We start from the raw sequence: 21,349 nt of genomic DNA, 5'->3' as shown, positions 1-21,349 counted from the left end.
TCTATTTTATTTATTCTTCTATATATTAAAGTATAGCAGTAATAATAGTTCTATCAACAACTTGTTACTAACTTAAAATTCAGTAAAAATTGGCGTTGTTTAATTTGTGGATAAATATGTTAATAACTTCTATATGCTATTGATTTTCTGTTATGATTTATGTGTATAAGTAAGATGTTCAGAGTGTTAGTAATTTTCTTTTATGGAAAATATTTTACCATCATGCATTGTTACATAACTATGTATATGTCGTTGAAAAAATTGTTGATCAATTGTTGGTATTTTCTATCAACAAATAATTCACAAATTAATTTGACATTATTCACATGCTTATTAAACATTTAATAACAGTTTTCTTGATAAATCTGATCTGAAAACGTTTTTGCCATTACAGGGAATAAATTGAGTAAAAAAGGAACCTTAGTAGAAAAAATAGCATATAGAATTTTTCTCTTCCTTTTCAAAAAAGCTTCTGTGTTGAAAAAGTGTGCGACTGAAGCATTAATGAAAGATCTGCCAGACCTTAATATATTTAATGGTCTATTAAAATTCCGCGATTGTGGTATAATGGATATAATGACTCCACGTACAGAGATATGCGCAGTAGACATTGAGTCAAGCGAGCGTGAAATAATAAAGAAGATAAAAAACACTTGCCACACTAAAATACCAATTTATAGAAATAACTTTGATAATGTAATAGGCTTTTTTTATGTAAAAGATGTTATTTTTAATAGGGATAAAAATTTTAATCTGAGAAATATTATACAAAGCGTAATATTTGTTCCGCCCTCGATGAAGACAACTAATCTTTTTGTTAGGATGAAATCTTCTAAATCATACTTAGCTATTGTATTGGATGAATATGGTGGAACTGATGGTTTAATTTCAATGACCGATCTTATAGAGGAGCTAATACCAAACATTGATAGTGATAACGAAATAAATTCAGAATATACCATTACTGAATTGTCTCAAAATAAGTTTGAAGTGTCAGCAAGGGTTCTTATAAAGGATATAGAAGAGGATCTAAAAATAGAATTACGTGACCCTGAAGAAGACTATGTTACACTTGGTGGTTTGATTCTTTCGATTGCTGGTAAAGTGCCTTCTGTAGATGAAGTCATTAAATATAAAAATGGTATGAAGTTTATCATCAAAGATGCAAATGAGCGCTACATTAATAAAATAGTACTAGACTTAAGTGATTACAAAAATTAGATTTGGTACCCCTTGTCGGGGAATGTCTTGTCTTGAAACGAAGAAAAAGTTGTAATAACCAAATATGCAACTCAAGTTATAGTTAAACCTATCTCCAGCAAATTATTTTCGCAAGTACAATGCACTTCAGTGTTATAGTACTCTAATAATAAAGAGGTCATATAGATATTAATATCTTTTGTATTTAAATTAGTGTCATTTTTTTTGATTAATTTGTCTACTAATGATTTGCTTATTGGTTTGTGTTCATTTAGAATTTTTATAGTTAATAGCATTTTATCTTCTGTTTGACTCAGTAAAACAGACACTAGTTCAACTTCCGCCACTGCGCTGGCTATAGTTAGCACCATATTAGAAATTATCTTATTTATCTTTTCAATTAAATCTTCCTTATTTTTTGCAGAGTATGCGTCTATTTTCCACGTAAGCTTTACTTTTTTTTTTAATAAATAATTTTCGATATTAGATTTGGTCTGATCAAAGCTGTAATTATCTGCTGAAGAAGAATATGCCTGCTTCATAACTTTATGTTTATATATTAAATCATCGGAGCTTTCTTTAAGAAACGACAACGCTTCCTTCTGCGCATCAGCATCGTTCTTATCTATTACTTCAAGCTCTTCTAAACCAAACATTATTCCATTCATAGAGTTAGCAAAGTCATGAAGCAGCCGTCCTGATAGCAGTTCCGTTATTAACAGTATGTTTTTGGTATTTTTATTCATTGGATCATTATAAATGATTTAAGTTACCCTATATTGGTAAGCATATAATAGTCAATTAAGAGAAAGTTTCGTTGCACTTTTTATATCAAGGCATTAATATAGTATTAACAATTTTAAAATTTATAGAAGGATTATGAATACTTATATCAGATCAGGAATAGATCTTGAACTATATAATAAGTTAATAAAAGAAGTCAAGCCTATTGCTCAAGAAACTACTAGAGAAGAAGTAATCAGCGAAATAGGTTCATTTTCTGCGTTGTTTGATTTTGCTGCACTAAGTAAGAAATATGACCATCCAGTACTTGTTTCCTCAGCTGATGGAGTAGGTACGAAACTGTTGATAGCTCAAGAAGTGAATAGGCATGATACTATAGGTATAGATTTAGTTGCAATGTGTGTAAATGACTTACTTGCACAAGGAGCAACACCTTTATTTTTCCTTGATTACTTTGCAACAGGCGTTTTGAGCAAGGACGTTTTATTATCTGTGGTCCAAGGCATTGCAAAGGGGTGCAAGCAAGCTAAAATAGCATTGGTTGGTGGGGAAACTGCAGAAATGCCTGGAATGTATGATAATAATCACTATGACCTTGCAGGGTTTGTGGTTGGTGTAGTTGATCGAAAGCAAATTCTTCCAAACTGTAGCATGATGAAAGTAGGTGATTATATAGTTGGCTTAGAGTCAAGTGGAATTCACTCAAATGGGTTTTCTTTGGTGCACCATATTTTCAAAGGCTTAGGTATAAATTATAACGACTCATCTCCATGGAATAATCAGCTTTGGAAAGAAGTGTTGCTCGAACCAACAAAAATATATGTTGGTTCTTTGTTGCCTATTATGCCAAAGGTAAAAGGCATTGCACATATAACAGGTGGTGGCTTGATAGATAATATTCCGCGGATTCTTCCAAAAAACTTATTTGCAAACATAGACATTAATTCCTGGAAATGGCCAGATATATTTTTATGGCTAACAAAGGAGGGTAAAATAGAGAAGAAAGAAATGCTAAAAACATTTAATTGTGGTATTGGCATGGTATTGATCGTAAGTCCTGAGAATATGCAAAACGTGAAAAATCATTTCCAAAAACGTGGAGAAAAAATTGAAATCATTGGAAAACTTGATGAGGCATGTAACCCTCCACTTGATAGAGTAGTATTTAGTTAGTCTAACTTTACTGACAGTCTTTTTGCAACTTCTAGGTACGCTTCCTTTAAATCTCCTAAATTCAAACGAAAGACGTCTTTATCTAGCTTTTTATAAGTATTTTTATCCCATAACCTGCAGTTATCAGGGCTGATTTCATCGGCTAAAATGATTTTAGTACTGTCATTTATTAATCTGCCAAATTCTAACTTGAGATCAACTAAATATATACTTGCATTTGAAAATAGGTGGACTAAGATTTCGTTGATTTTTAAAGTTGTAGTTTTAACTTCATCCATTTCTTTGCTAGATAGCCAATCAAAATATAGTATGTGATTTTCATTCACCATTGGGTCGGCTAGGTCATCATTTTTGTAAAAAAACTCGATTATAGGAGATGTAAGTGCCTCACCTTCTTTGATATTAAAACGTTTGCAAAAGCTGCCAGATGCAACATTTCTAACTACCACCTCAAGAGGTATTATCTTGAGCTTTTTGACTAGCTGTTCTCTTTCGTTTAGAGTTTTTATAAAGTGCGTGCTAGTTCCTGCTTCTTCAAGCTTTTCCATGATAAAAGCACTAACATGATTATTAATTATTCCTTTGCCCTCAATAATTTCATATTTTTTCTTATTGAATGCTGTAACATCATCTTTAAAGTGCTGTATAACAGTTGATGAGTCTTCAGTTTCAATAATGGCTTTCGCTTTACCTTCGTATATTATTTTATTCAGTGACATGCTTAATTTAACTATATATTATATCAATTTACTGTTCTTAGAGTATAGCTCCAAATAACTTAAAATAAACCTTAATGGCATTCAATGTTACAATATTAACCATATTTCCAGAAATGTTCCCTGGGTTTTTGAACTATTCTCTTGCCGGAAAAGCGTTAGAAAAAAAAATATGGAACCTTGAAGTAATAAATATTCGTTCTTTTGCGAAAGATAAACATTCAACTGTGGATGATGTTCCATATGGAGGTGGAGCAGGAATGGTTATGCGTTCTGATGTAGTTGGTGATGCAGTAGATAGTATGCTCTCTGTTCATAAAAACACTAAGTTTATTTACATGACTCCATCTGGAACTAAGTTTAATCAGAATATTGCCAGAGAATTATTAGAGTTTCCTCATATAACAATATTGTGTGGTCGATTTGAAGGTATTGACCAAAGGATAATTGATGCGTATACTCCTTATGAATTAAGTATCGGAGATTATATACTTTCAGGAGGTGAGCCAGCTGCGATGGTGGTTCTCGATGCATGCATTAGACTTCTTCCAGGTGTAGTAAATAATTCCGATAGTATTATTGAAGAAAGTTTTAGTTATGATAGTGGTATGCTTGAATATCCTCAATATACTAGACCTGAGCAGTGGAAGGGATATAAAATACCTGAGGTTTTGTTATCTGGCAATCACAAAAAAATAAGTGATTGGAGGCAGAAGCAGTCTCATGTTATAACAAAAAAGCGTAGGCCTGAATTATTGAATGGAGAGATAAATGACAAATTTACTTAAAAAATTTAACGAACAGCAAATGCAAGTGTTAGCTAAAGAAATACCAGAATTTCGTCCTGGTGATGATTTGAAGGTCACTTTTAAAGTAGTTGACGGTGCAAGTGAACGTATACAGATATTTGGAGGTGTATGTATATCAAAAAGGAACCGCGGGTTACATTCTTCTTTTGCAGTCAGAAAAGTGAGCCATGGAGAAAGTATAGTGTCTCAATTTTTTGTTTATTCTCCTGCACTGGTTTCAGTTCAAGTGACAAGAAAAGGAAAGGTTCGTAGAGCAAAACTGTATTATCTATGCAAACTATTTGGAAAAGCTGCAAGGATCAAAGAGCGTACTACTTATGTTAAAAAGAAATCTAAGTAGATACAATAGGGAGTGATGTCAATTGTGTCATCCCAGCACTTTCCCAGTGTCATCCAAGTAGCTGATACTGGGATCTACCTTATTCTATATCATGGATGTTGTTTTTAGCATGGATTCTGTTACCAATTGCCTGATTTGTAAATATTTTTATAACTGGATTCCAGTGTCAAGCACTGGAATGACATCAACGTTTATTAAACTGGACTTTTGTACAGCTGTGGGCTTGACGATAGGATCCATGAAAAATAAATGAGTATAAAGAAAAAATTCCTTAAATTACTTCAGTCAAGGCGTGTACATGCTCGTATAAAAAGGAAAAATAAAAAGAACAGAGCGTTACGCTTTTGCTCTTTCACGGCACTAGTTATCTCACTTGGCTGTCCTGTGTGTATATTGTTGAGTATATTAGTTAACTCTTACAGTGCCTTAACAGTAACGAAAATTTTATTGCCAATTGAAATAAGTGCTGATCTTACTTTAACAAATAATCCTAGTGATTTGCGGTATAAGTCCATTGGCTTACTCAACGATTCTTTACGTAAGGTGTTTAAAGGAACTGATTTTAAAGACAGTGACGAAATTTTAAGTCGTAATTCTTACAAAGAACTAGAGAAATTTTTTCGTAAGAAAGTAAAAGATAGTGGTGAATATGAGATCTGGTTTACCGCGTCAAGTATAATTAATTCAATAAATAAAGATAAACATTTGAATGATCGTTATGCTAAATTACTTGATTGGCTAAAAGAAAAGAGGAGAGTGAAAAAATTTTTTAATAAGTCTTTATTCCTTAAATCTGACTCTCGTGAACCTGAGAATGCAGGGATTTTAGGGGCATTTATCGGTTCATTAATGACAATTATAGTGTGCCTAGCATTAGCATTACCAATAGGAATTATGTCGGGCATCTGTCTTTACGAATTTATGCCTAAAAATAGGCTAATGACTAATATTGTAGAAATTAGCATGAATAATCTTGCTGCAGTGCCTTCAATAATATTTGGCGTAGTGGGCTTAACTCTCTATCTTGGCATATTTGGGCTACCACGCTCTTCACCACTTGTTGGTGGAATGACTCTTTCATTTATGATGTTACCTAATATTATAATTGCAACAAAAAATGCCTTTGCGAATGTTCCTATTACGATAAAAGATGCAGCCTTTGCGCTCGGTGCGCCTCACATCAAGGTGATATTAGATCACTCTTTACCGATTGCGTTACCAAGAATAATACATGGTACTGTGCTTGCAATTGCAAGGATTTTAGGTGAATCTTCCCCTTTACTTATGATAGGTATGGTGGCATTTATTGCTGATACACCTACGTCCTTTTTCGATCCGGCGACTGTTCTGCCTGTACAAATATACATATGGTCAAGTAGTCCTGAAATTGCATTTATTGAACTTGCTGCTATTGCAATTATAACTTTATTATTGGTGTTATTTGCGTTAAATTTAGTAGCAAATTTTGTAAAAAAGAAATTCGAATTTTTTAATTTTTAGCAATTCATGAAAATCACAGTCCTATCTGGTTATGGCTTAAATTGCGAAAAAGAAACCGCATTTGCATTTATGGAATGCAGCAGAAAACTTGGTATTAGTAATATTGAAGTAAAAATCGTTCACATTAATGATATCATAGATAATCCAAGTGAACTGAAATTAAGCAATATACTTGCAATTCCAGGAGGTTTTTCCTATGGTGATGACACTGGTGCGGGTAATGCGTTTGCTTTACGTATTAAAAACAACTTGTTGAACGAGTTTCAAGAGTTTTTATCTCAGGACAAGCTGATTATAGGAATATGTAATGGTTGTCAGATATTAGTAAAATTAATTCCAGAGTTCTCTAGTCTAGCTTTAATCCATAATGATATAGGCAATTATCAATGCCGTTGGATTAGAGTGGGAGTTAATCCGCAGAGTAATTCTGTTTGGCTACGGGGCCTGAGTGAACTATATCTCCCTATTGCTCATGGGGAAGGCAAATTTTTTATGGATCAAGATATTTTGAACCAATTGATTGAGAGCAATTCCACCGCATTACGTTACATTGATGAAAATGGCAACTATGCTAACCTACAATTTCCTTACAATCCGAACGGATCTACATACGACCTAGCAGCTTTATCAGATAAAAGTGGAAGAGTGCTAGCTTTAATGCCCCATCCAGAGAGGGGAATATTTTTTACTCAGCAAGATAATTGGCCTCTTGAAAAAGAAAAGAGCAAGCGTTTAGGTATTGCTGTGCCAAAATATGGTGATGGAATACTTATATTTGAAAATGCACTAAAGTATTTTTGTTAAAATTTATTGGTAGGGGTTTATGGTCGAAATTGAACAAATATCTCCTGATATTGCAGAAGATTTATGCTGCAAGATTACAGCTGATTTATCAGAGTATTTTGGTTTGCCAGAGTGTAATGAGCATTATGCTGTGGGTGTTCGTTCTTGCAAAAATTTAGCTGCAAAAATTGATGGAAACTATATCGGACTTCTCAGTTTAGATTTTCCCTATCCTAATAACAGCAATATCTATTGGATGGCTGTCTTTCATAATTACCAACACCAAGGAGTAGGGTATAAGTTAGTCGAAGCAGCATGTGGTTTGGTAAATACTGCCAGAACAATGACTGTTGAAACCCTGAGCCCAAATGCATCAGATGAAAATTACCTAAAAACTTACAAATTTTATGAGTCTTGTGGATTTGAACCATTATTCAATTTAAAACCCCAAGGTTACAAGTGGAACATGGTTTACATGATGAAAAATCTCAACCAAATTCATCAGAACAGACCAGAAAAATATAGCTAAAGTGGCTTAGGTTTGCCTACAATTTGAAAAACAACAAATTCGTCATTCCGCTACTCGTTAGCGGAATCTATAGACCTGCTGAGAATCAAGCAATAAAAAGAAGGAAAGGAGGGTGACTAAAATCAAGGTTAACTAAAAGGCGTGCTTAAGATTCACAATACCAGCAATAATATTGAACCTCAGGTTGTATTTTTTCTGAAAATTGCGGTAAACATGAGACATAATCTTAAATATCTTTATCTCACGGATCTTATTTTCTACTCTCATTCTAAATGATGCTAATCTTCTATTATGCTCTTTCTGCTCTGGAGTTAATGGCTTTTTACGATACTTTTTATATGGAATTATAACATTGCTTTGCAATTTTTGCCAACCTTGATATCCAGAATCGGCATATTTTATGCTATCGATTGGTAAATATTTTTCTTGTTTCCTTATGCGAAAATCATTAATTCTACCACGATATGAATTTGACACTGATAAAATTCTTCCACCTTCTTCGATAACAATCTCAGTTTTCATAGTGTTGGTTCTTTTTTTTCCTGAATATGATTTCTTCCGTTTTTTACTATCTTCTGGTCTCTGTATTTGCTGTTCTGTAACATCAGCCAGAATCTTCAGTATTTTTTCTGGTGTCATACTTCTATCTTTTGTTATAGTAACTTTTTTGGCAAGTAATGGCTCTATTTTCTTCAGTAACCTAAATACATTTGCGTTGTGAACATTGAACAGGCACCCTAAAAATCTATGTGTTATGTAAGTGCGATAGTACAAAATTACGCAAAATAACTTATCTTCTAGAGTTGGTAGTTGTGATCTTCTACCATGGCACTTTTTCTGTTTTTCAAGTCTTTCCCACCCAGACCTAACTTTTTCCACTACCTTTTCGAACTCCTCTATAGTTAAACCTGTTATATTACGAAAGTTTCTTGGGTGTTTCTTCATGTTATAGTAACTAAAGCTCATTTTTTTACCTTACTCAATCTGCTTATTCTTCTTCTACTTCTCTCACATTATTTTTTCAATCACCTTTTGCAGCAGGTCTTATGCTCTATCGGATTTAGATCAGGTGAATATGTTGGAAGATAAAGCAAATAACAGCCAAAAGACTCTATTAATGACTTTGTTTTGGAAGTTTTATGGAATGTAGCATTATCCATAACTATGGTTGTATCATGCTGTAATTGTGGAAGTAATCTTCGCTCTAACCATACATTATTACACCCTCCTTTGAAGGTCATTGGTGCAATAAACTTCTTTTCAATCCATCCACCTATTATACTCACTCTTTCCCGCTTTTTTCCTGGAACATCAGCATATATTTTTCTCCTCTTGGAGCTCATGCATATTCTCGGTATAGTCTATTATCAACTCCTGCTTCATCTATATATAAAATGCTACAGTGGTCTATTTTTGAGACTTTATCGATAAATTGCTGCCTATCTTCTTGATTGCGCTCTTGATAGAATGTGACTTTTTTTTAAGGTTATTTTTAGCTGTTTTAACCTATACCAAATTGCACTTATTCCAAAGCCAAGGTTTTATTTCATTTCTGCCAGTGTGTGATCTGGGTGTTTTTTAACATAGTCTGCAAGTATTTTTGGGTCTATTTTCCGAATAAAACCAGTACTTTTTACCGCTTTGAGACCTTGGCCAGTAGCTTTCTTTTTTAGCCATCTATATAGTGTCTATCTCAAAAACCTCTGCAACTTCAACCTTTGACTTTCCTTTTTCTACCAAAGACACTGCTTTTTCCCTTAAATCTACACTATATACCATCGCTTTCCCTACTTTAAAAAAATATATTATACCTTTATCATTCGCTTTTGAAAATACTATACTTGTAGAGAAAAAAGAATAGATGATTATCCTAAATATTTAATAAATTTGACTACTGAGGAATTTCAAAAATCTTAATTTTTTATTAATTGTGAGATGTGGTACATTCTATCTTCATATAGCTTTCCTCTTCATACCTCAACTAATGAAATTAGAAGCATCAACTCCCTTCTGCAAGCAAGCAGCAATAACAGTGTTCATCATTAGAAATGCAATTGTCATTGGGCCAACGCCTCCGGGTACTGGGGTAATAGCTTTGGCTTTCCCTTTTATTCCCTCAAAGTCAACATCACCTACAAGCTCTCCTACATTAACACTATTTATGCCAACATCGATCACTATTGCACCTTTCTTTATCCAGTCTGCTTGAACAAAATTTGGCTTTCCGACTGCTGCAACTACTATATCCGCTTTAGAGCAATATTCAGCTAAATCTTTACTCTGTGAGTGCAAGATGGTAGCAGTGCAATTTTCCTGCAGCAATAGGTGAAACATTGGCTTGCCCACGATATTTGACCTACCAATCACCACTGCGTTTTTACCGGAAAGGTTCTCTTCAATTGATTTAATTAAATGCAAAGAACCTTTAGGAGTGCAAGGTATAAGGCAGTTTTTTTCACCTTTAACTAATCTACCAACGTTTTCATCGTGGAAGCCATCTACATCTTTTTCAATACTTACTGCGTTAATTACTCTGCTTGCACTAATATGATTTGGTAAAGGCAACTGTACTAAAATGCCATGCACAGATCGATCTTCATTTAACTCATTGATTTTTTCAATCAATTCATCTTCTGAAATATTATTAGGCAAAACAATGGTCTCAGAACTTATGCCTATTGATTCTGCTTTTTTCTGTTTGTTGCGAACATAAACCTGACTTGCTGGATTGCTGCCCACGAGAATTACTTTCAGGCAAGGAAAAATGTTATACTCTCTCTTTAAAATATCAATTTTTTGTGATAGCCTCTCACATAGGTCGTTTGCTATTTTTTTACCATCAATAATAATTGTCACTTCCTTGCCATTCCTTAAAGTCAGGTAATTTGATATCAAATAAATCCAATACTTTGCCAACAGAATGATTAATAATATCATCCAACGATTTTGGTTTAATATAGAAAGCAGGCACTGGTGGAGCAATTATTGCTCCCATCTCCGTTAATTTTAACATATTTTGTAAATGCCCAAGATGTAGTGGTGACTCTCGCACCATAAGAATTAATTTTCTTCTTTCTTTTAGCGTTACATCTGCAGCCCTTGTCAATAGATTGGAAGTAACACCTGATGCAATTTCAGACATTGTCTTCATAGAGCATGGTGCTACAATCATTCCTGAGGTTTTAAATGAGCCACTTGCTATTTTTTCTCCTATTTTTTCTTCAGAATAGTAAAAATCTGCAAGTGATGTAATATCTTCAAGTTTTTCTTTAATCTCATGAGCTAGAGTTATTTTTCCAGCACGACTTATCACTAAATGAGTTTCATAACCAAATTTGCAGTGCATGACGCTGGAATCTATATTTCTTTTTCCCTGGATCCCAGTGTCAGCTACTCGGATGACAGGGATAAGAGATCTATTAATATTTCTTAACGCCTCTAAAATACGTACACCGTAAATAGAACCAGATGCTCCACTTATTCCAATTACAATTCTGCTATTCACTTAACTCTTCTTCGTAGCTCATTCCCAATGCACGTTTATAGGTATCAAGCAATATTTCCTGTTCCTCTCTGTCATCATCATCCATCTTCCTCAGCCTAATAATTTGTTTCATCACTTTTATATCCCAACCTTCATCTGCGGCTTTTACATATACATCACGAATGTGATCTTGCACATCCCTCTTTTCTTGTTCAAGTTTTTCGATTCTCTCTATGTAACCCTTCAACTCTTCAGCCGTTATTTTTACTGTATCTTCCATGAAACTCCACTAATTAATTGCTGCTACTAGTATTACCAGTTTTTACTTGCACTTCAACAACAGTAATAATATTTTTATCTTTTTTTAAAATCTTAAAGCGAAAACCATACATGGAAAACTCCTCGCCTTCGTCAGGAATGCGCTCTATTTCATTCACAATCATACCTGCTAGGGTTGTAGCTTCTTCACTAGGGAGATTCCAGTGTAACTGCCTGTTAATATCTCTAATCGTGGATTCTCCTTCTATATAATACACATTGTCAGACATCTTCTTTATAAAATTCTCCGTAATCAAATCATGCTCATCGGAAATTTCTCCAACTATTTCTTCTAATATATCCTCAAGAGTTACAATTCCTTGCAATGCTCCATATTCATCAACAACAAGTGCAAAGTGTTTCCTATTCTTACGGAAATTGTGAAGTTGTACACTAAGCGGCGTACTTTCTGGTATGAACCAAGGCTTTGACATAACTTGGGTAATGTCAACTTCTTCCGCTTTATTATTCTTTTCACGCAAGGCATTTATTAGACCCTTCACGTGAATTACACCGATAATATCATCTGGTTCTTTTTGCCATAAAGGTATCCTACTATGACTGCTAGTTAAAATTTCCCTTATTAACTCTTCTTTACTTCGATTTATATCAAGAGAAAATAAATTTCTTCTATGGGTCATAATTTGTGATATTTCTGTCTCAGCCAAATCAAGTATGCTGCTTAGCATATCTAAATCCTGTTGTAACATAGTTCCTTCACTGCGGTGAAGAGTAATCATATTACGCATTGCATCCGCTGCAGATATTACTTCCTTATCTTTATGCAGCCTACATAATTTCAGGATGAGGTTAACAATAAATTGAATACCTAGCGTCAATGGAGAAAAAATCTTTACAAAAAACAATACAAAATAAGCAGAAAATGATGCAAATTTTTCAGGATTTTGAATAGCATAAGTTTTTGGTAGAACTTCGCAGAACAATAAAATACAAAATGTTATTATAATTGTTGATAGGAGAATGCCCTCATTTCCAAAAAGATTGATAAATATTGCTGTAAATAAAGCAGAGCAAGTAATATTAATAATTGTATTGCCAAGCAATACCGTTCCTATTGTTAATTCTTTCCTGTTTAATAAGCGGTCTATTATCCTGGCTCTTTTGTTACCGTCTAGTTTTAGCTTATTAACTCGAGAACGGCTAATTGAGGTTAAGCCTATTTCTGCTCCTGAGAACAAAAACGATAAAATTAACAAAATAAAAATTGCTGATGATACTAAGACCAATAACCAATCCATTAAAGTACGATGTTATTGTGATAAAAAATAAAATTAATTTTACATGTTATGAGAGGCATTTGCAAGCCTGAATTTATATTGCCGAATTTTATATATCTTTAATCTTAAAAAACAAATCATAAAGCATATTACACGCTGCGTTCACATGCTCATCCTCAATGATAAGTGGTGGGGTTATCCTTACTACTTTGTTGTTTAAAACCCTAGTTATTATTAAACCTTTATCAAGAGATCGACTAATAATTTTATCAGCTACAGGAGTTGCTAGTCCTATTCCCATTAGTAACCCTTCTCCACGAACTTCTGAAATCATCTCAGGAAATTCTTTAGCTAAAGGTAATAGCTTTTCTTTTAAATATTTACTAATTCTTTTAACATGATCAAAAAAGCCTTCTTTTAGCATTATATCGAGCACTGAATTACCAACAGTCATAGCAAGTGGATTGCCACCATAGGTTGATCCATGAGTTCCTGGAGTAATTGCTTCTGCTATGTAATCTTTTACTAAACATGCAGCTAGAGGAAAACCGTTACCCATAGCTTTTGCACAGGTTAGCATATCAGGTTCAATGCCGACATTTTGATAATGAAATAAAGAACCGATGCGTCCATATCCACATTGCACTTCATCAAAGCACAAAATTATTCCTTGAGCTTTTGTTATTTCCCTTACTTTTTGAAGATATTTTACGTCTAGTGGATATACTCCGCCTTCGCTTTGTATGGGCTCTAAAAGCACAGCAGCTGTTTCATCGCTGATTTTTTTCTCCAAAGCTTTAATGTCATTTCTTGGCACTTTATCAAAACCAGAAAGGAGCGGAGCAAAACCTTCGCGTGATTTTTCATTGCCTCCAGCAGAAATTGCAGCAATACTGCGGCCATGAAACCCTCCTTCAATTGTAACAATACGATTACGTGTTGCTTGCCCTTTTGAATAAAAGTAACGACGAATAAACTTAATTGCAGCTTCTGTTGCTTCAAGCCCACTTGAGCAGAAAAAAACTTTATCTGCAAAAGTAAGGGTTGTTAAACGGTCAGCAAGCCTTTCTTGCTCGGGAATAGTGAAAATGTTAGAGCAGTGCCATAGTGAGCTCAATTGCTCTTTCAGTTTGTCTGTAATGTATGGATGACAATGCCCTAAAGAAGTTGTAGAAATACCTGCAGCAAAATCTAAATATTTTTTACCATCTTTGTCAAAAAGATATGCTCCTTCTCCCCTAACTATAGGAATGTCAAGTCTATTGTACGCATTAACAACATGATCCATTTTATAAGTATTGTGGTATTATCTGTATTATACCTGAAATGAATCCATTAACACAAAGCTTTTCCTTTAACCTCTTATGCTACCTCAACTAAAAATTTGGCTAATGCAAACCCTTTCTGTCATTCTATAGCTAAAGTGACTTAGTTTTACCAACGATTCGCCACTTATTAGCATTGTATAGGGAGAGTAGACCGGCGGACCTTCCCCGCCAGCCTCTCGCAGAACTGTGCATGAACCTCTCGACTCACGCAGCTCCCATTATTCGGCCCTTGCTACTAATTATAGCATAATCAAGGACTCTGTTTTAATCAATTGCTCATCCTATTTCTGGTTGACAAATAACTAAACTAAATCCCTTCGCTCCATCTTCATTACAGAGACTTCTTCACTACTACGCGCCCCTGTTTTCCGCATCGGTACTCTCACCCTTGGAGTTTAGCTCCTTGGATTTCTCCCTTATCATCGAAACGACAGGTTCCCGCAGTTCCACGCAATAGCCCAAAATAGATTCACGCCACCTCTATGCCGGACGCCACCTATCCAGTAAACAAGCTCCCGATAGATTTATCCCAGGTTAGGTTAGACCCCTGGTTTTGACGTCGTCTAGTTCCTTTCGACACTTTATCAGTGGTTCATTTGCATTCGTCTCTCTATTTCACACATGACGCATAATTGCGCCTTTTCCATAACGCTTACTACCTTGGCTCTTTACCAAAGCAGCTTATGGTTGTTTGAAGCCTGCTCTTGTAAACCGGCTCCGAGGGGCCCACTCTCATCTATTGCGTAGCTTTTGCACTTAGTTTGCTCTTACTTGAACATTCTTTGTGTCTCTACGGCACACCTAATCCAAGAAAGGTTTACCTATGTCATACCGCCGCGGTATCTCAGCATAAGACCTGCTGCGAATCAAGCAATAAAAAGAAGGAAAGGAGGGTGACTAAAATCAAGGTTAACTAAAAGGCGTGCTTAAGATTCACAATACCAGCAATAATATTGAACCTCAGGTCGTATTTTTTCTGAAAATTGCGGTAAATATGAGACATAATCTTAAATATCTTTATCTCACGGATCTTATTTTCTACTCTCATTCTAAATGATGCTAATCTTCTATTATGCTCTTTCTGCTCTGGAGTTAATGGCTTTTTACGATACTTTTTATATGGAATTATAACATTGCTTTGCAATTTTTGCCAACCTTGATATCCAGAATCGGCATATTTTATGCTATCGATTGGTAAATATTTTTCTTGTTTCCTTATGCGAAAATCATTAATTCTACCACGATATGAATTTGACACTGATAAAATTCTTCCACCTTCTTCGATAACAATCTCAGTTTTCATAGTGTTGGTTCTTTTTTTTCCTGAATATGATTTCTTCCGTTTTTTACTATCTTCTGGTCTCTGTATTTGCTGTTCTGTAACATCAGCCAGAATCTTCAGTATTTTTTCTGGTGTCATACTTCTATCTTTTGTTATAGTAACTTTTTTGGCAAGTAATGGCTCTATTTTCTTCAGTAACCTAAATACATTTGCGTTGTGAACATTGAACAGGCACCCTAAAAATCTATGTGTTATGTAAGTGCGATAGTACAAAATTATGCAAAATAACTTATCTTCTAGAGTTGGTAGTTGTGATCTTCTACCATGGCACTTTTTCTGTTTTTCAAGTCTTTCCCACCCAGACCTAACTTTTTCCACTACCTTTTCGAACTCCTCTATAGTTAAACCTGTTATATTACGAAAGTTTCTTGGGTGTTTCTTCATGTTATAGTAACTAAAGCTCATTTTTTTACCTTACTCAATCTGCTTATTCTTCTTCTACTTCTCTCACATTATTTTTTCAATCACCTTTTGCAGCAGGTCTATAGATTCCGCTAACGAGTAGCGGAATGACGAATTTGTTGTTTTTCAAATTGTAGGTAAACCTAAGCCACTTTAGCTATAAAGGTCAAGTAAGTTTTTGTTTCTATTGAATGACAGTTGTAGCATATGCAAGAAGTCTATTGACTTTGAGCGCACTTTAGCCTATACAATTTTAATATCTTAAACTACTGGACATGCCCGATCTAAAGACAATGATGTTAAATTTTGGCCCTCAGCACCCAGCTGCACATGGAGTGTTGCGCCTTGTTTTAGAGATGGACGGCGAAGTGGTTGAGAGAGCTGATCCTCATATTGGGCTTTTGCATCGTGGTACTGAAAAATTAATAGAACATAAAACGTATCTTCAAGCTTTGCCTTATTTTGATCGCCTTGACTATGTGTCACCAATGTCACAAGAGCATGCGTATTCACTATGTGTAGAGAAATTGTTGCAATGCGAAATTCCAATTAGGGCAAAGTATTTACGTGTCTTGTTTTGTGAACTGACGAGAATACTAAATCATTTACTGAACGTTTCTTCTCAAGCGCTTGATGTTGGAGCAATGACCCCTCTTTTATGGCTCTTTGAAGAAAGAGAAAAAATACTGGAATTTTACGAAAGAGCTTCAGGCGCAAGGTTTCACGCAGCTTACATCAGACCAGGTGGAGTTGCAGCAGATGTTCCAGAAGGCTTGATTGAGGATATTGCAAAGTTTATAGAGCAATTTCCAAAGTATATAGACGATGTTGATGAACTTTTAACAGAAAATAGGATATGGAAGCAACGCACTGTAGGAATCAGTGAAATATCAATTAAACAGGCACTTGACTGGGGCTTTAGTGGACCAATGCTGCGTGCTGCTGGGCTTGCTTGGGATTTGCGAAAAAGCCAGCCATATGAAATATATGATCAGCTAGATTTTGATATACCTATTGGCCAAAATGGCGATTGTTATGACCGTTATCTAGTTAGAATGGCAGAGATTAGGCAGTCTGTTAGCTTGGTGAAGCAGTGTATAGAGAAAATGCCTGGAGGCCCAATAAAAACTGAAGATAGAAAAATTTCTCCACCGCCAAGAGCAGAGATGAAAAAATCTATGGAAGCTCTGATTCACCATTTTAAACTTTACTCAGAAGGATATCACGTACCAAAAGGTGAAGCTTACATAGCTGTTGAGGCACCAAAAGGTGAGTTTGGAGTGTATATAGTTTCAGATGGTACCAATAGACCTTATAGATGCCGAATAAGAGCACCTGGCTTTGCACATTTACAAGCTTTGGATTTTATGGCAAAAGGACACATGCTTGCCGACGTTGCAGCAATTATTGGCTCACTCGATATAGTTTTTGGTGAGATTGATAGGTAATTATTGTAAAATAGTAACTCAACTAATGGTCAATACATCTTCTATTAAAAATTGTACAAATTCATTGCCATTCCAGTAATTCATAGAGATTTTACCCAAAATGGCTTTAACATTACCCTGCATGATAGCAGAGCCAAGGTGAGTATTTGCAGAGCGAAATGCAATAGCTCTTACCATAACATTATCATCAGCAATAAAACATTTTATATGGTCAACTCCTATAACTTCAGGCTTTCTTATCTTTGCTCCCTGAATGATAAACCTTGGTTCAGGATTCCCAACTCCAAATGGTCCCAAGCGTTGCAGTTGGTTCCACAGAGATAAGTTTATTGCTTTAACAATTACTATACTATCAGCTTTTAAAGTTTTCTCATTTATAGAGTTTGAAAATCTTTCAGTAAAAAAATCATGCAAATCATTTATTTTGTCTTCTTTAATTGAAAATCCTGCCGCCATACTATGCCCACCACCTTCAATAATTAAATTTGTAAACTTTGCGGAAAGGACTGCAGCACCGATATCAACTCCCAAAATTGATCTACAGCTTGCTTTTCCTATTCCATTGTTTAAAGACATCACTATTGTTGGTAAGTGAAACTGCTCCTTTAGCCTCGATGCAATTATACCGATTATTCCCTGGTGCCAGTTGCCGCTTACCATTATAAAATTTACACCTAATTGGGCAAATTTTTCCGCTTGTGCTGTAGCTTCCAAGAGAGCCTCATTTTCTAACACTTTCCTTGCATTATTCAAATCTATTAATTTTAGCGCGATTGAATGTGCCTCTTCATCATCATCGGTGGAAAGCAACCTTGCACCGAGCGATGATTCTCCAATTCTTCCTCCAGCATTTATGCATGGCCCAATACTAAACCCTAATCGTGAAACACTTGGTTTTTCAAGGATCCCCAAAGCATCAAATAAAACACGCAAGCCAACGTTTTTTCTTGCTGACATAACTTTTAATCCTTGTGAGACAAATGCTCTATTGAGGCCTGTAATCTGCATAACATCGCAAACAGTTCCAAGGGCAACTAAATCCAGCAGATCAAATAAATCTGGTTCTTTTTTGTTGGTAAAAAATCCTTGCTCACGTAGGCTTTTATTAAGAGCAATAATCAGCAGAAATGACACTCCAACTGCTGCAAGGTTAGTATAAGGAGAGCTTTCATCAAGGCGGTTTGGGTTAACAACTGCTACGGCGCTTGGTAACTTTTCCGTACCAAGATGATGATCGACAACTATAATATCAAGACCAAAGACCTTTGCATCTTCTATTGGTTGATATGCAAGCGTACCGCAATCAACGGAAATACATAAATCGATCCCGTTTTTTTTAAGTTGTAGTAAAGCATCTGTGTTTAATCCATAGCCCTCATCAACACGATCTGGAATGTAGATTATAGAGTGTATATCGATTGCTCTCAGGTACCTGTTAATCAATGCTGACGACGTTGCACCATCAACATCATAGTCACCAAATATTGCAATGTTTTCATTATTTTTTATTGCCCGTATTATACGAGAAACAGCTTTATCCATATCAAGAAGGTGAAAGGGATCTGGTAATAGCGATCTGATTAGTGGATATAAGAAGTCGCTCGCATTTTCTATGTTAACACCACGAGTAACCAATATTCTTGCTAGTACTTCTGGCAACTCAAATCTCTGTATAAGAGTTAAGATTTCCCTTTGATCTGCTTCTTGCAACTTCCACAATGCATTTGTTATGCTGCGCTTTTCAATTTCAAGTAGCATATTCTTTTTAAATAAAACTACTTTACCAGAACTTTTAAACTTGTTCTATAATTGTATTAGATACACAGTTCCAGAGTGTGATGGTATGATAAAATGTGAGAAAAAAATATCATCAAGGGAGGAATTATGGGACAAGTATTACATGGGTGCGCCAGAACAACAGAGACAATTCGTAGAGCAATACAAAATAGTAAAGAGAGCATAGCAAAACTCTCCAAGTGTTATAACCTTAAACCAAAAACTATAGACCTGCTGCGAATCAAGCAATAAAAAGAAGGAAAGGAGAGGGTGACTAAAATCAAGGTTAACTAAAAGGCGTGCTTAAGATTCACAATACCAGCAATAATATTGAACCTCAGGTTGTATTTTTTCTGAAAATTGCGGTAAATATGAGACATAATCTTAAATATCTTTATCTCACGGATCTTATTTTCTACTCTCATTCTAAATGATGCTAATCTTCTATTATGCTCTTTCTGCTCTGGAGTTAATGGCTTTTTACGATACTTTTTATATGGAATTATAACATTGCTTTGCAATTTTTGCCAACCTTGATATCCAGAATCGGCATATTTTATGCTATCGATTGGTAAATATTTTTCTTGTTTCCTTATGCGAAAATCATTAATTCTACCACGATATGAATTTGACACTGATAAAATTCTTCCACCTTCTTCGATAACAATCTCAGTTTTCATAGTGTTGGTTCTTTTTTTTTCCTGAATATGATTTCTTCCGTTTTTTACTATCTTCTGGTCTCTGTATTTGCTGTTCTGTAACATCAGCCAGAATCTTCAGTATTTTTTCTGGTGTCATACTTCTATCTTTTGTTATAGTAACTTTTTTGGCAAGTAATGGCTCTATTTTCTTCAGTAACCTACATACATTTGCGTTGTGCACATTGAACAGGCACCCTAAAAATCTATGTGTTATGTAAGTGCGATAGTACAAAATTACGCAAAATAACTTATCTTTTAGAGTTGGTAGTTGTGATCTTCTACCATGGCACTTTTTCTGTTTTTCAAGTCTTTCCCACCCAGACCTAACTTTTTCCACTACCTTTTCGAACTCCTCTATAGTTAAACCTGTTATATTACGAAAGTTTCTTGGGTGTTTCTTCATGTTATAGTAACTAAAGCTCATTTTTTTACCTTACTTAATCTGCTTATTCTTCTTCTACTTCTCTCACATTATTTTTTCAATCACCTTTTGCAGCAGGTCTATCTCTAATTTACTTTTTGCTTTTTTCATAGTAACTCCCTTATTATAATTTGTAATAGGGAAACGCTTCAGCTTGGAACGGTTAGATAATACAATCTCCTAACCGAGGTAGCCTAAAAAACTCCATCAATGATTTGACCGTTCCTCCCAAAACCATGCTAAACGACGGGCACTTATGGCACCAGTGAAAATTTCGGTTATAACTGCAGAGGCGCTTCCTATACAACTATACTTAAAAACTACTAAAAACTTAAATTGAGGAGTTTCTTCCTGGTTTGACAGATTTCTTCTGTTCGGTGCTATACGCTGATGTTTATTGTCGATTGAGATATCAAGTGTTTCTTTTGAAACATCAATACCAATGAAAACTGTTCTAGCCATTTTTGTACCTATAAATATAATCAAATAATAATGTAAATGCTGTACAGGATTGTGATTCGATCTCTTTTAGATCCCCCTACCGTTCATACTCCATTTTTAAAGCTAGGAGTGTACTGAGATGCCTACGATTTCTATCAATCAATCCAATTGACAGTATCACTCCTTGCTCATTATAGCCTTGCGGCTTTGATTTAATATACAATCCAAGTAGCTTGACTACTTGGATCCAGATTGGATACTGAGTTGGTGAGTATAAAAGTATAGCTAACGCGAGCTCTGAGTTATACCGTGATTCATTCGCGGTATCTCAGCCGCTAACACATAGCGGGATGACGAGGTTATCGTCATGCCACCGCGAACCGTCATACCGTCACAGTATCTCTAGATCCCGCTAACACGTAGCGGGATGACGAGGTTATCGTCATGCCACCGCGAACCGTCATACCACCACGAACCGTCATGCCGCCGCGGTATCTCTTGGCCGCTAACAAGCAGCGGGATGACGAATTACTTAACTGTCATACCGCCGCGGTATCTCATCCGCTAACACGTAGCGGGATGACGATTCTTCAAATCGTCAAGGTGTCATCCCAGTGCCCTGACTACTTGGATCCAGAAAACTTAACTTTAAATAA

General features: G+C 35.3%; 21 protein-coding genes and 4 pseudogenes. 9 read left to right on the top strand and 16 right to left on the bottom strand.

Annotation, left to right across the window (positions count from 1 at the left end):
• Window positions 1-402: 402 nt before the first annotated feature.
• A complete protein-coding gene (locus AAGD69_RS06900) occupies window positions 403-1,221 on the top strand; it encodes a transporter associated domain-containing protein (protein WP_341812132.1) in 819 nt (272 codons plus the stop codon).
• 71 nt (window positions 1,222-1,292) lie between these two features.
• Here AAGD69_RS06900 and AAGD69_RS06895 read toward each other — a convergent pair whose 3' ends face one another.
• Together AAGD69_RS06895 and AAGD69_RS06890 are read right to left on the bottom strand one after the other, a co-directional pair.
• Window positions 1,293-1,682 (bottom strand): histidine phosphotransferase family protein, encoded by a 390-nt coding sequence (locus AAGD69_RS06895; RefSeq protein WP_341812665.1) that lies wholly within the window; start codon window positions 1,680-1,682, stop codon window positions 1,293-1,295.
• Window positions 1,656-1,946 (bottom strand): annotated as a pseudogene (locus AAGD69_RS06890) (hypothetical protein); the annotation flags it as partial. The pseudogene AAGD69_RS06890 and the gene AAGD69_RS06895, both read right to left, overlap by 27 nt.
• A 133-nt stretch (window positions 1,947-2,079) precedes the next feature.
• Here AAGD69_RS06890 and purM point away from each other — a divergent pair.
• Window positions 2,080-3,117 carry a phosphoribosylformylglycinamidine cyclo-ligase gene (gene purM, locus AAGD69_RS06885; protein WP_341812131.1) on the top strand — a complete coding sequence of 346 codons (1,038 nt, stop codon included), beginning with the start codon at window positions 2,080-2,082 and terminating at the stop codon, window positions 3,115-3,117.
• Here purM and purC read toward each other — a convergent pair.
• Window positions 3,114-3,836, bottom strand: a complete 723-nt coding sequence (gene purC / locus AAGD69_RS06880) for a phosphoribosylaminoimidazolesuccinocarboxamide synthase (RefSeq protein ID WP_341812130.1) — start codon at window positions 3,834-3,836, stop codon at window positions 3,114-3,116. The two genes, purM and purC, sit on opposite strands and share 4 nt — an antisense overlap.
• A 74-nt stretch (window positions 3,837-3,910) precedes the next feature.
• On the opposite strand from purC, the gene trmD reads away from it, so the two are divergent.
• From trmD to AAGD69_RS06855, 5 genes are all read left to right on the top strand, one after another.
• A complete protein-coding gene (gene trmD, locus AAGD69_RS06875) occupies window positions 3,911-4,621 on the top strand; it encodes a tRNA (guanosine(37)-N1)-methyltransferase TrmD (protein WP_341812129.1) in 711 nt (236 codons plus the stop codon).
• Complete coding sequence (gene rplS, locus AAGD69_RS06870; RefSeq protein WP_253307222.1) at window positions 4,605-4,982, top strand: 50S ribosomal protein L19; 378 nt, start codon at window positions 4,605-4,607, stop codon at window positions 4,980-4,982. The genes trmD and rplS overlap by 17 nt, the downstream gene beginning before the upstream one ends.
• A gap of 249 nt (window positions 4,983-5,231) precedes the next feature.
• The gene (locus tag AAGD69_RS06865; RefSeq protein WP_341812128.1) at window positions 5,232-6,482 is read left to right on the top strand and encodes a PstA family ABC transporter permease; all 1,251 of its coding nucleotides are present in this window, start codon (window positions 5,232-5,234) and stop codon (window positions 6,480-6,482) included.
• Between the two features lie 6 nt (window positions 6,483-6,488).
• Window positions 6,489-7,286, top strand: coding sequence for a phosphoribosylformylglycinamidine synthase subunit PurQ (locus AAGD69_RS06860; protein WP_341812127.1), 798 nt, complete (start codon window positions 6,489-6,491; stop codon window positions 7,284-7,286).
• Between the two features lie 19 nt (window positions 7,287-7,305).
• Window positions 7,306-7,794, top strand: a complete 489-nt coding sequence (locus tag AAGD69_RS06855; protein ID WP_341812126.1) for a GNAT family N-acetyltransferase — start codon at window positions 7,306-7,308, stop codon at window positions 7,792-7,794.
• Window positions 7,795-7,926: 132 nt separating this feature from the next.
• On the opposite strand, the gene AAGD69_RS06850 is transcribed toward AAGD69_RS06855, so the two are convergent.
• The 10 genes and pseudogenes from AAGD69_RS06850 to AAGD69_RS06810 form a co-directional block, all read right to left on the bottom strand.
• Window positions 7,927-8,739, bottom strand: coding sequence for a transposase family protein (locus tag AAGD69_RS06850; protein WP_410529812.1), 813 nt, complete (start codon window positions 8,737-8,739; stop codon window positions 7,927-7,929).
• 80 nt (window positions 8,740-8,819) lie between these two features.
• Complete coding sequence (locus tag AAGD69_RS06845; RefSeq protein WP_341812125.1) at window positions 8,820-9,137, bottom strand: transposase; 318 nt, start codon at window positions 9,135-9,137, stop codon at window positions 8,820-8,822.
• Window positions 9,138-9,335: 198 nt separating this feature from the next.
• Window positions 9,336-9,422: pseudogene (locus AAGD69_RS07030) on the bottom strand (hypothetical protein); the annotation flags it as partial.
• Window positions 9,423-9,471: 49 nt separating this feature from the next.
• On the bottom strand, window positions 9,472-9,573 hold the full coding sequence (locus tag AAGD69_RS06840) for an IS630 transposase-related protein (protein WP_213863610.1): 102 nt from the start codon (window positions 9,571-9,573) through the stop codon (window positions 9,472-9,474).
• A 198-nt stretch (window positions 9,574-9,771) separates the two neighbouring features.
• Window positions 9,772-10,650: a bifunctional methylenetetrahydrofolate dehydrogenase/methenyltetrahydrofolate cyclohydrolase FolD gene (gene folD, locus AAGD69_RS06835; RefSeq protein WP_253309370.1), complete on the bottom strand. Its 879-nt coding sequence runs from the start codon at window positions 10,648-10,650 to the stop codon at window positions 9,772-9,774.
• Window positions 10,634-11,299: a UbiX family flavin prenyltransferase gene (locus tag AAGD69_RS06830; RefSeq protein ID WP_341812124.1), complete on the bottom strand. Its 666-nt coding sequence runs from the start codon at window positions 11,297-11,299 to the stop codon at window positions 10,634-10,636. The genes folD and AAGD69_RS06830 overlap by 17 nt, the downstream gene beginning before the upstream one ends.
• Window positions 11,292-11,558, bottom strand: a complete 267-nt coding sequence (locus AAGD69_RS06825) for a DUF2312 domain-containing protein (protein ID WP_064125346.1) — start codon at window positions 11,556-11,558, stop codon at window positions 11,292-11,294. Before AAGD69_RS06825 ends, AAGD69_RS06830 begins: the two co-directional genes overlap by 8 nt.
• 13 nt (window positions 11,559-11,571) lie before the next feature.
• Complete coding sequence (locus tag AAGD69_RS06820; RefSeq protein WP_341812123.1) at window positions 11,572-12,855, bottom strand: HlyC/CorC family transporter; 1,284 nt, start codon at window positions 12,853-12,855, stop codon at window positions 11,572-11,574.
• 88 nt (window positions 12,856-12,943) lie between these two features.
• A complete protein-coding gene (locus tag AAGD69_RS06815) occupies window positions 12,944-14,122 on the bottom strand; it encodes an aspartate aminotransferase family protein (protein ID WP_341812122.1) in 1,179 nt (392 codons plus the stop codon).
• 953 nt (window positions 14,123-15,075) lie between these two features.
• Window positions 15,076-15,888, bottom strand: a complete 813-nt coding sequence (locus tag AAGD69_RS06810) for a transposase family protein (RefSeq protein ID WP_410529847.1) — start codon at window positions 15,886-15,888, stop codon at window positions 15,076-15,078.
• A gap of 293 nt (window positions 15,889-16,181) precedes the next feature.
• Between AAGD69_RS06810 and AAGD69_RS06805 the strand changes: the two genes are divergently transcribed.
• A complete protein-coding gene (locus tag AAGD69_RS06805) occupies window positions 16,182-17,354 on the top strand; it encodes an NADH-quinone oxidoreductase subunit D (protein ID WP_341812120.1) in 1,173 nt (390 codons plus the stop codon).
• Window positions 17,355-17,372: 18 nt separating this feature from the next.
• On the opposite strand, the gene recJ is transcribed toward AAGD69_RS06805, so the two are convergent.
• Window positions 17,373-19,112, bottom strand: coding sequence for a single-stranded-DNA-specific exonuclease RecJ (gene recJ / locus AAGD69_RS06800; RefSeq protein WP_341812119.1), 1,740 nt, complete (start codon window positions 19,110-19,112; stop codon window positions 17,373-17,375).
• A gap of 126 nt (window positions 19,113-19,238) precedes the next feature.
• Between recJ and AAGD69_RS06795 the strand changes: the two are divergent.
• Window positions 19,239-19,358, top strand: a pseudogene (locus AAGD69_RS06795) (IS481 family transposase); the annotation flags it as partial.
• Window positions 19,359-19,420: 62 nt separating this feature from the next.
• On the opposite strand, the pseudogene AAGD69_RS06790 reads toward AAGD69_RS06795, so the two are convergent.
• A pseudogene (locus AAGD69_RS06790) lies at window positions 19,421-20,255 on the bottom strand (transposase family protein).
• A 204-nt stretch (window positions 20,256-20,459) separates the two neighbouring features.
• The gene (locus AAGD69_RS06785; protein ID WP_341812118.1) at window positions 20,460-20,714 is read right to left on the bottom strand and encodes a hypothetical protein; all 255 of its coding nucleotides are present in this window, start codon (window positions 20,712-20,714) and stop codon (window positions 20,460-20,462) included.
• Between the last annotated feature and the right edge of the window lie 635 nt (window positions 20,715-21,349).

This window comes from Wolbachia endosymbiont (group A) of Conops quadrifasciatus, assembly GCF_964027015.1.
Taxonomy (GTDB): Bacteria; Pseudomonadota; Alphaproteobacteria; order Rickettsiales; family Anaplasmataceae; genus Wolbachia.
The sequence above is the reverse complement of the archived record's forward strand: the minus strand, read 5'-3'. Positions and strand labels throughout refer to the sequence as shown.

Coding starts and splice junctions, on each gene's coding strand:
- AAGD69_RS06860 (WP_341812127.1), top strand. CDS start 6,489: ATGAAAATCACAGTCCTATCTGGTTATGGCTTAAATTGCGAAAAAGAA.
- recJ (WP_341812119.1), bottom strand. CDS start 19,112: ATGCTACTTGAAATTGAAAAGCGCAGCATAACAAATGCATTGTGGAAG.
- AAGD69_RS06825 (WP_064125346.1), bottom strand. CDS start 11,558: ATGGAAGATACAGTAAAAATAACGGCTGAAGAGTTGAAGGGTTACATA.
- purM (WP_341812131.1), top strand. CDS start 2,080: ATGAATACTTATATCAGATCAGGAATAGATCTTGAACTATATAATAAG.
- trmD (WP_341812129.1), top strand. CDS start 3,911: ATGGCATTCAATGTTACAATATTAACCATATTTCCAGAAATGTTCCCT.
- AAGD69_RS06805 (WP_341812120.1), top strand. CDS start 16,182: ATGCCCGATCTAAAGACAATGATGTTAAATTTTGGCCCTCAGCACCCA.
- AAGD69_RS06850 (WP_410529812.1), bottom strand. CDS start 8,739: ATGAAGAAACACCCAAGAAACTTTCGTAATATAACAGGTTTAACTATA.
- AAGD69_RS06820 (WP_341812123.1), bottom strand. CDS start 12,855: ATGGATTGGTTATTGGTCTTAGTATCATCAGCAATTTTTATTTTGTTA.
- AAGD69_RS06840 (WP_213863610.1), bottom strand. CDS start 9,573: ATGGTATATAGTGTAGATTTAAGGGAAAAAGCAGTGTCTTTGGTAGAA.
- purC (WP_341812130.1), bottom strand. CDS start 3,836: ATGTCACTGAATAAAATAATATACGAAGGTAAAGCGAAAGCCATTATT.
- AAGD69_RS06810 (WP_410529847.1), bottom strand. CDS start 15,888: ATGAAGAAACACCCAAGAAACTTTCGTAATATAACAGGTTTAACTATA.
- AAGD69_RS06815 (WP_341812122.1), bottom strand. CDS start 14,122: ATGGATCATGTTGTTAATGCGTACAATAGACTTGACATTCCTATAGTT.
- AAGD69_RS06855 (WP_341812126.1), top strand. CDS start 7,306: ATGGTCGAAATTGAACAAATATCTCCTGATATTGCAGAAGATTTATGC.
- rplS (WP_253307222.1), top strand. CDS start 4,605: ATGACAAATTTACTTAAAAAATTTAACGAACAGCAAATGCAAGTGTTA.
- AAGD69_RS06865 (WP_341812128.1), top strand. CDS start 5,232: ATGAGTATAAAGAAAAAATTCCTTAAATTACTTCAGTCAAGGCGTGTA.
- AAGD69_RS06785 (WP_341812118.1), bottom strand. CDS start 20,714: ATGGCTAGAACAGTTTTCATTGGTATTGATGTTTCAAAAGAAACACTT.
- AAGD69_RS06845 (WP_341812125.1), bottom strand. CDS start 9,137: ATGAGCTCCAAGAGGAGAAAAATATATGCTGATGTTCCAGGAAAAAAG.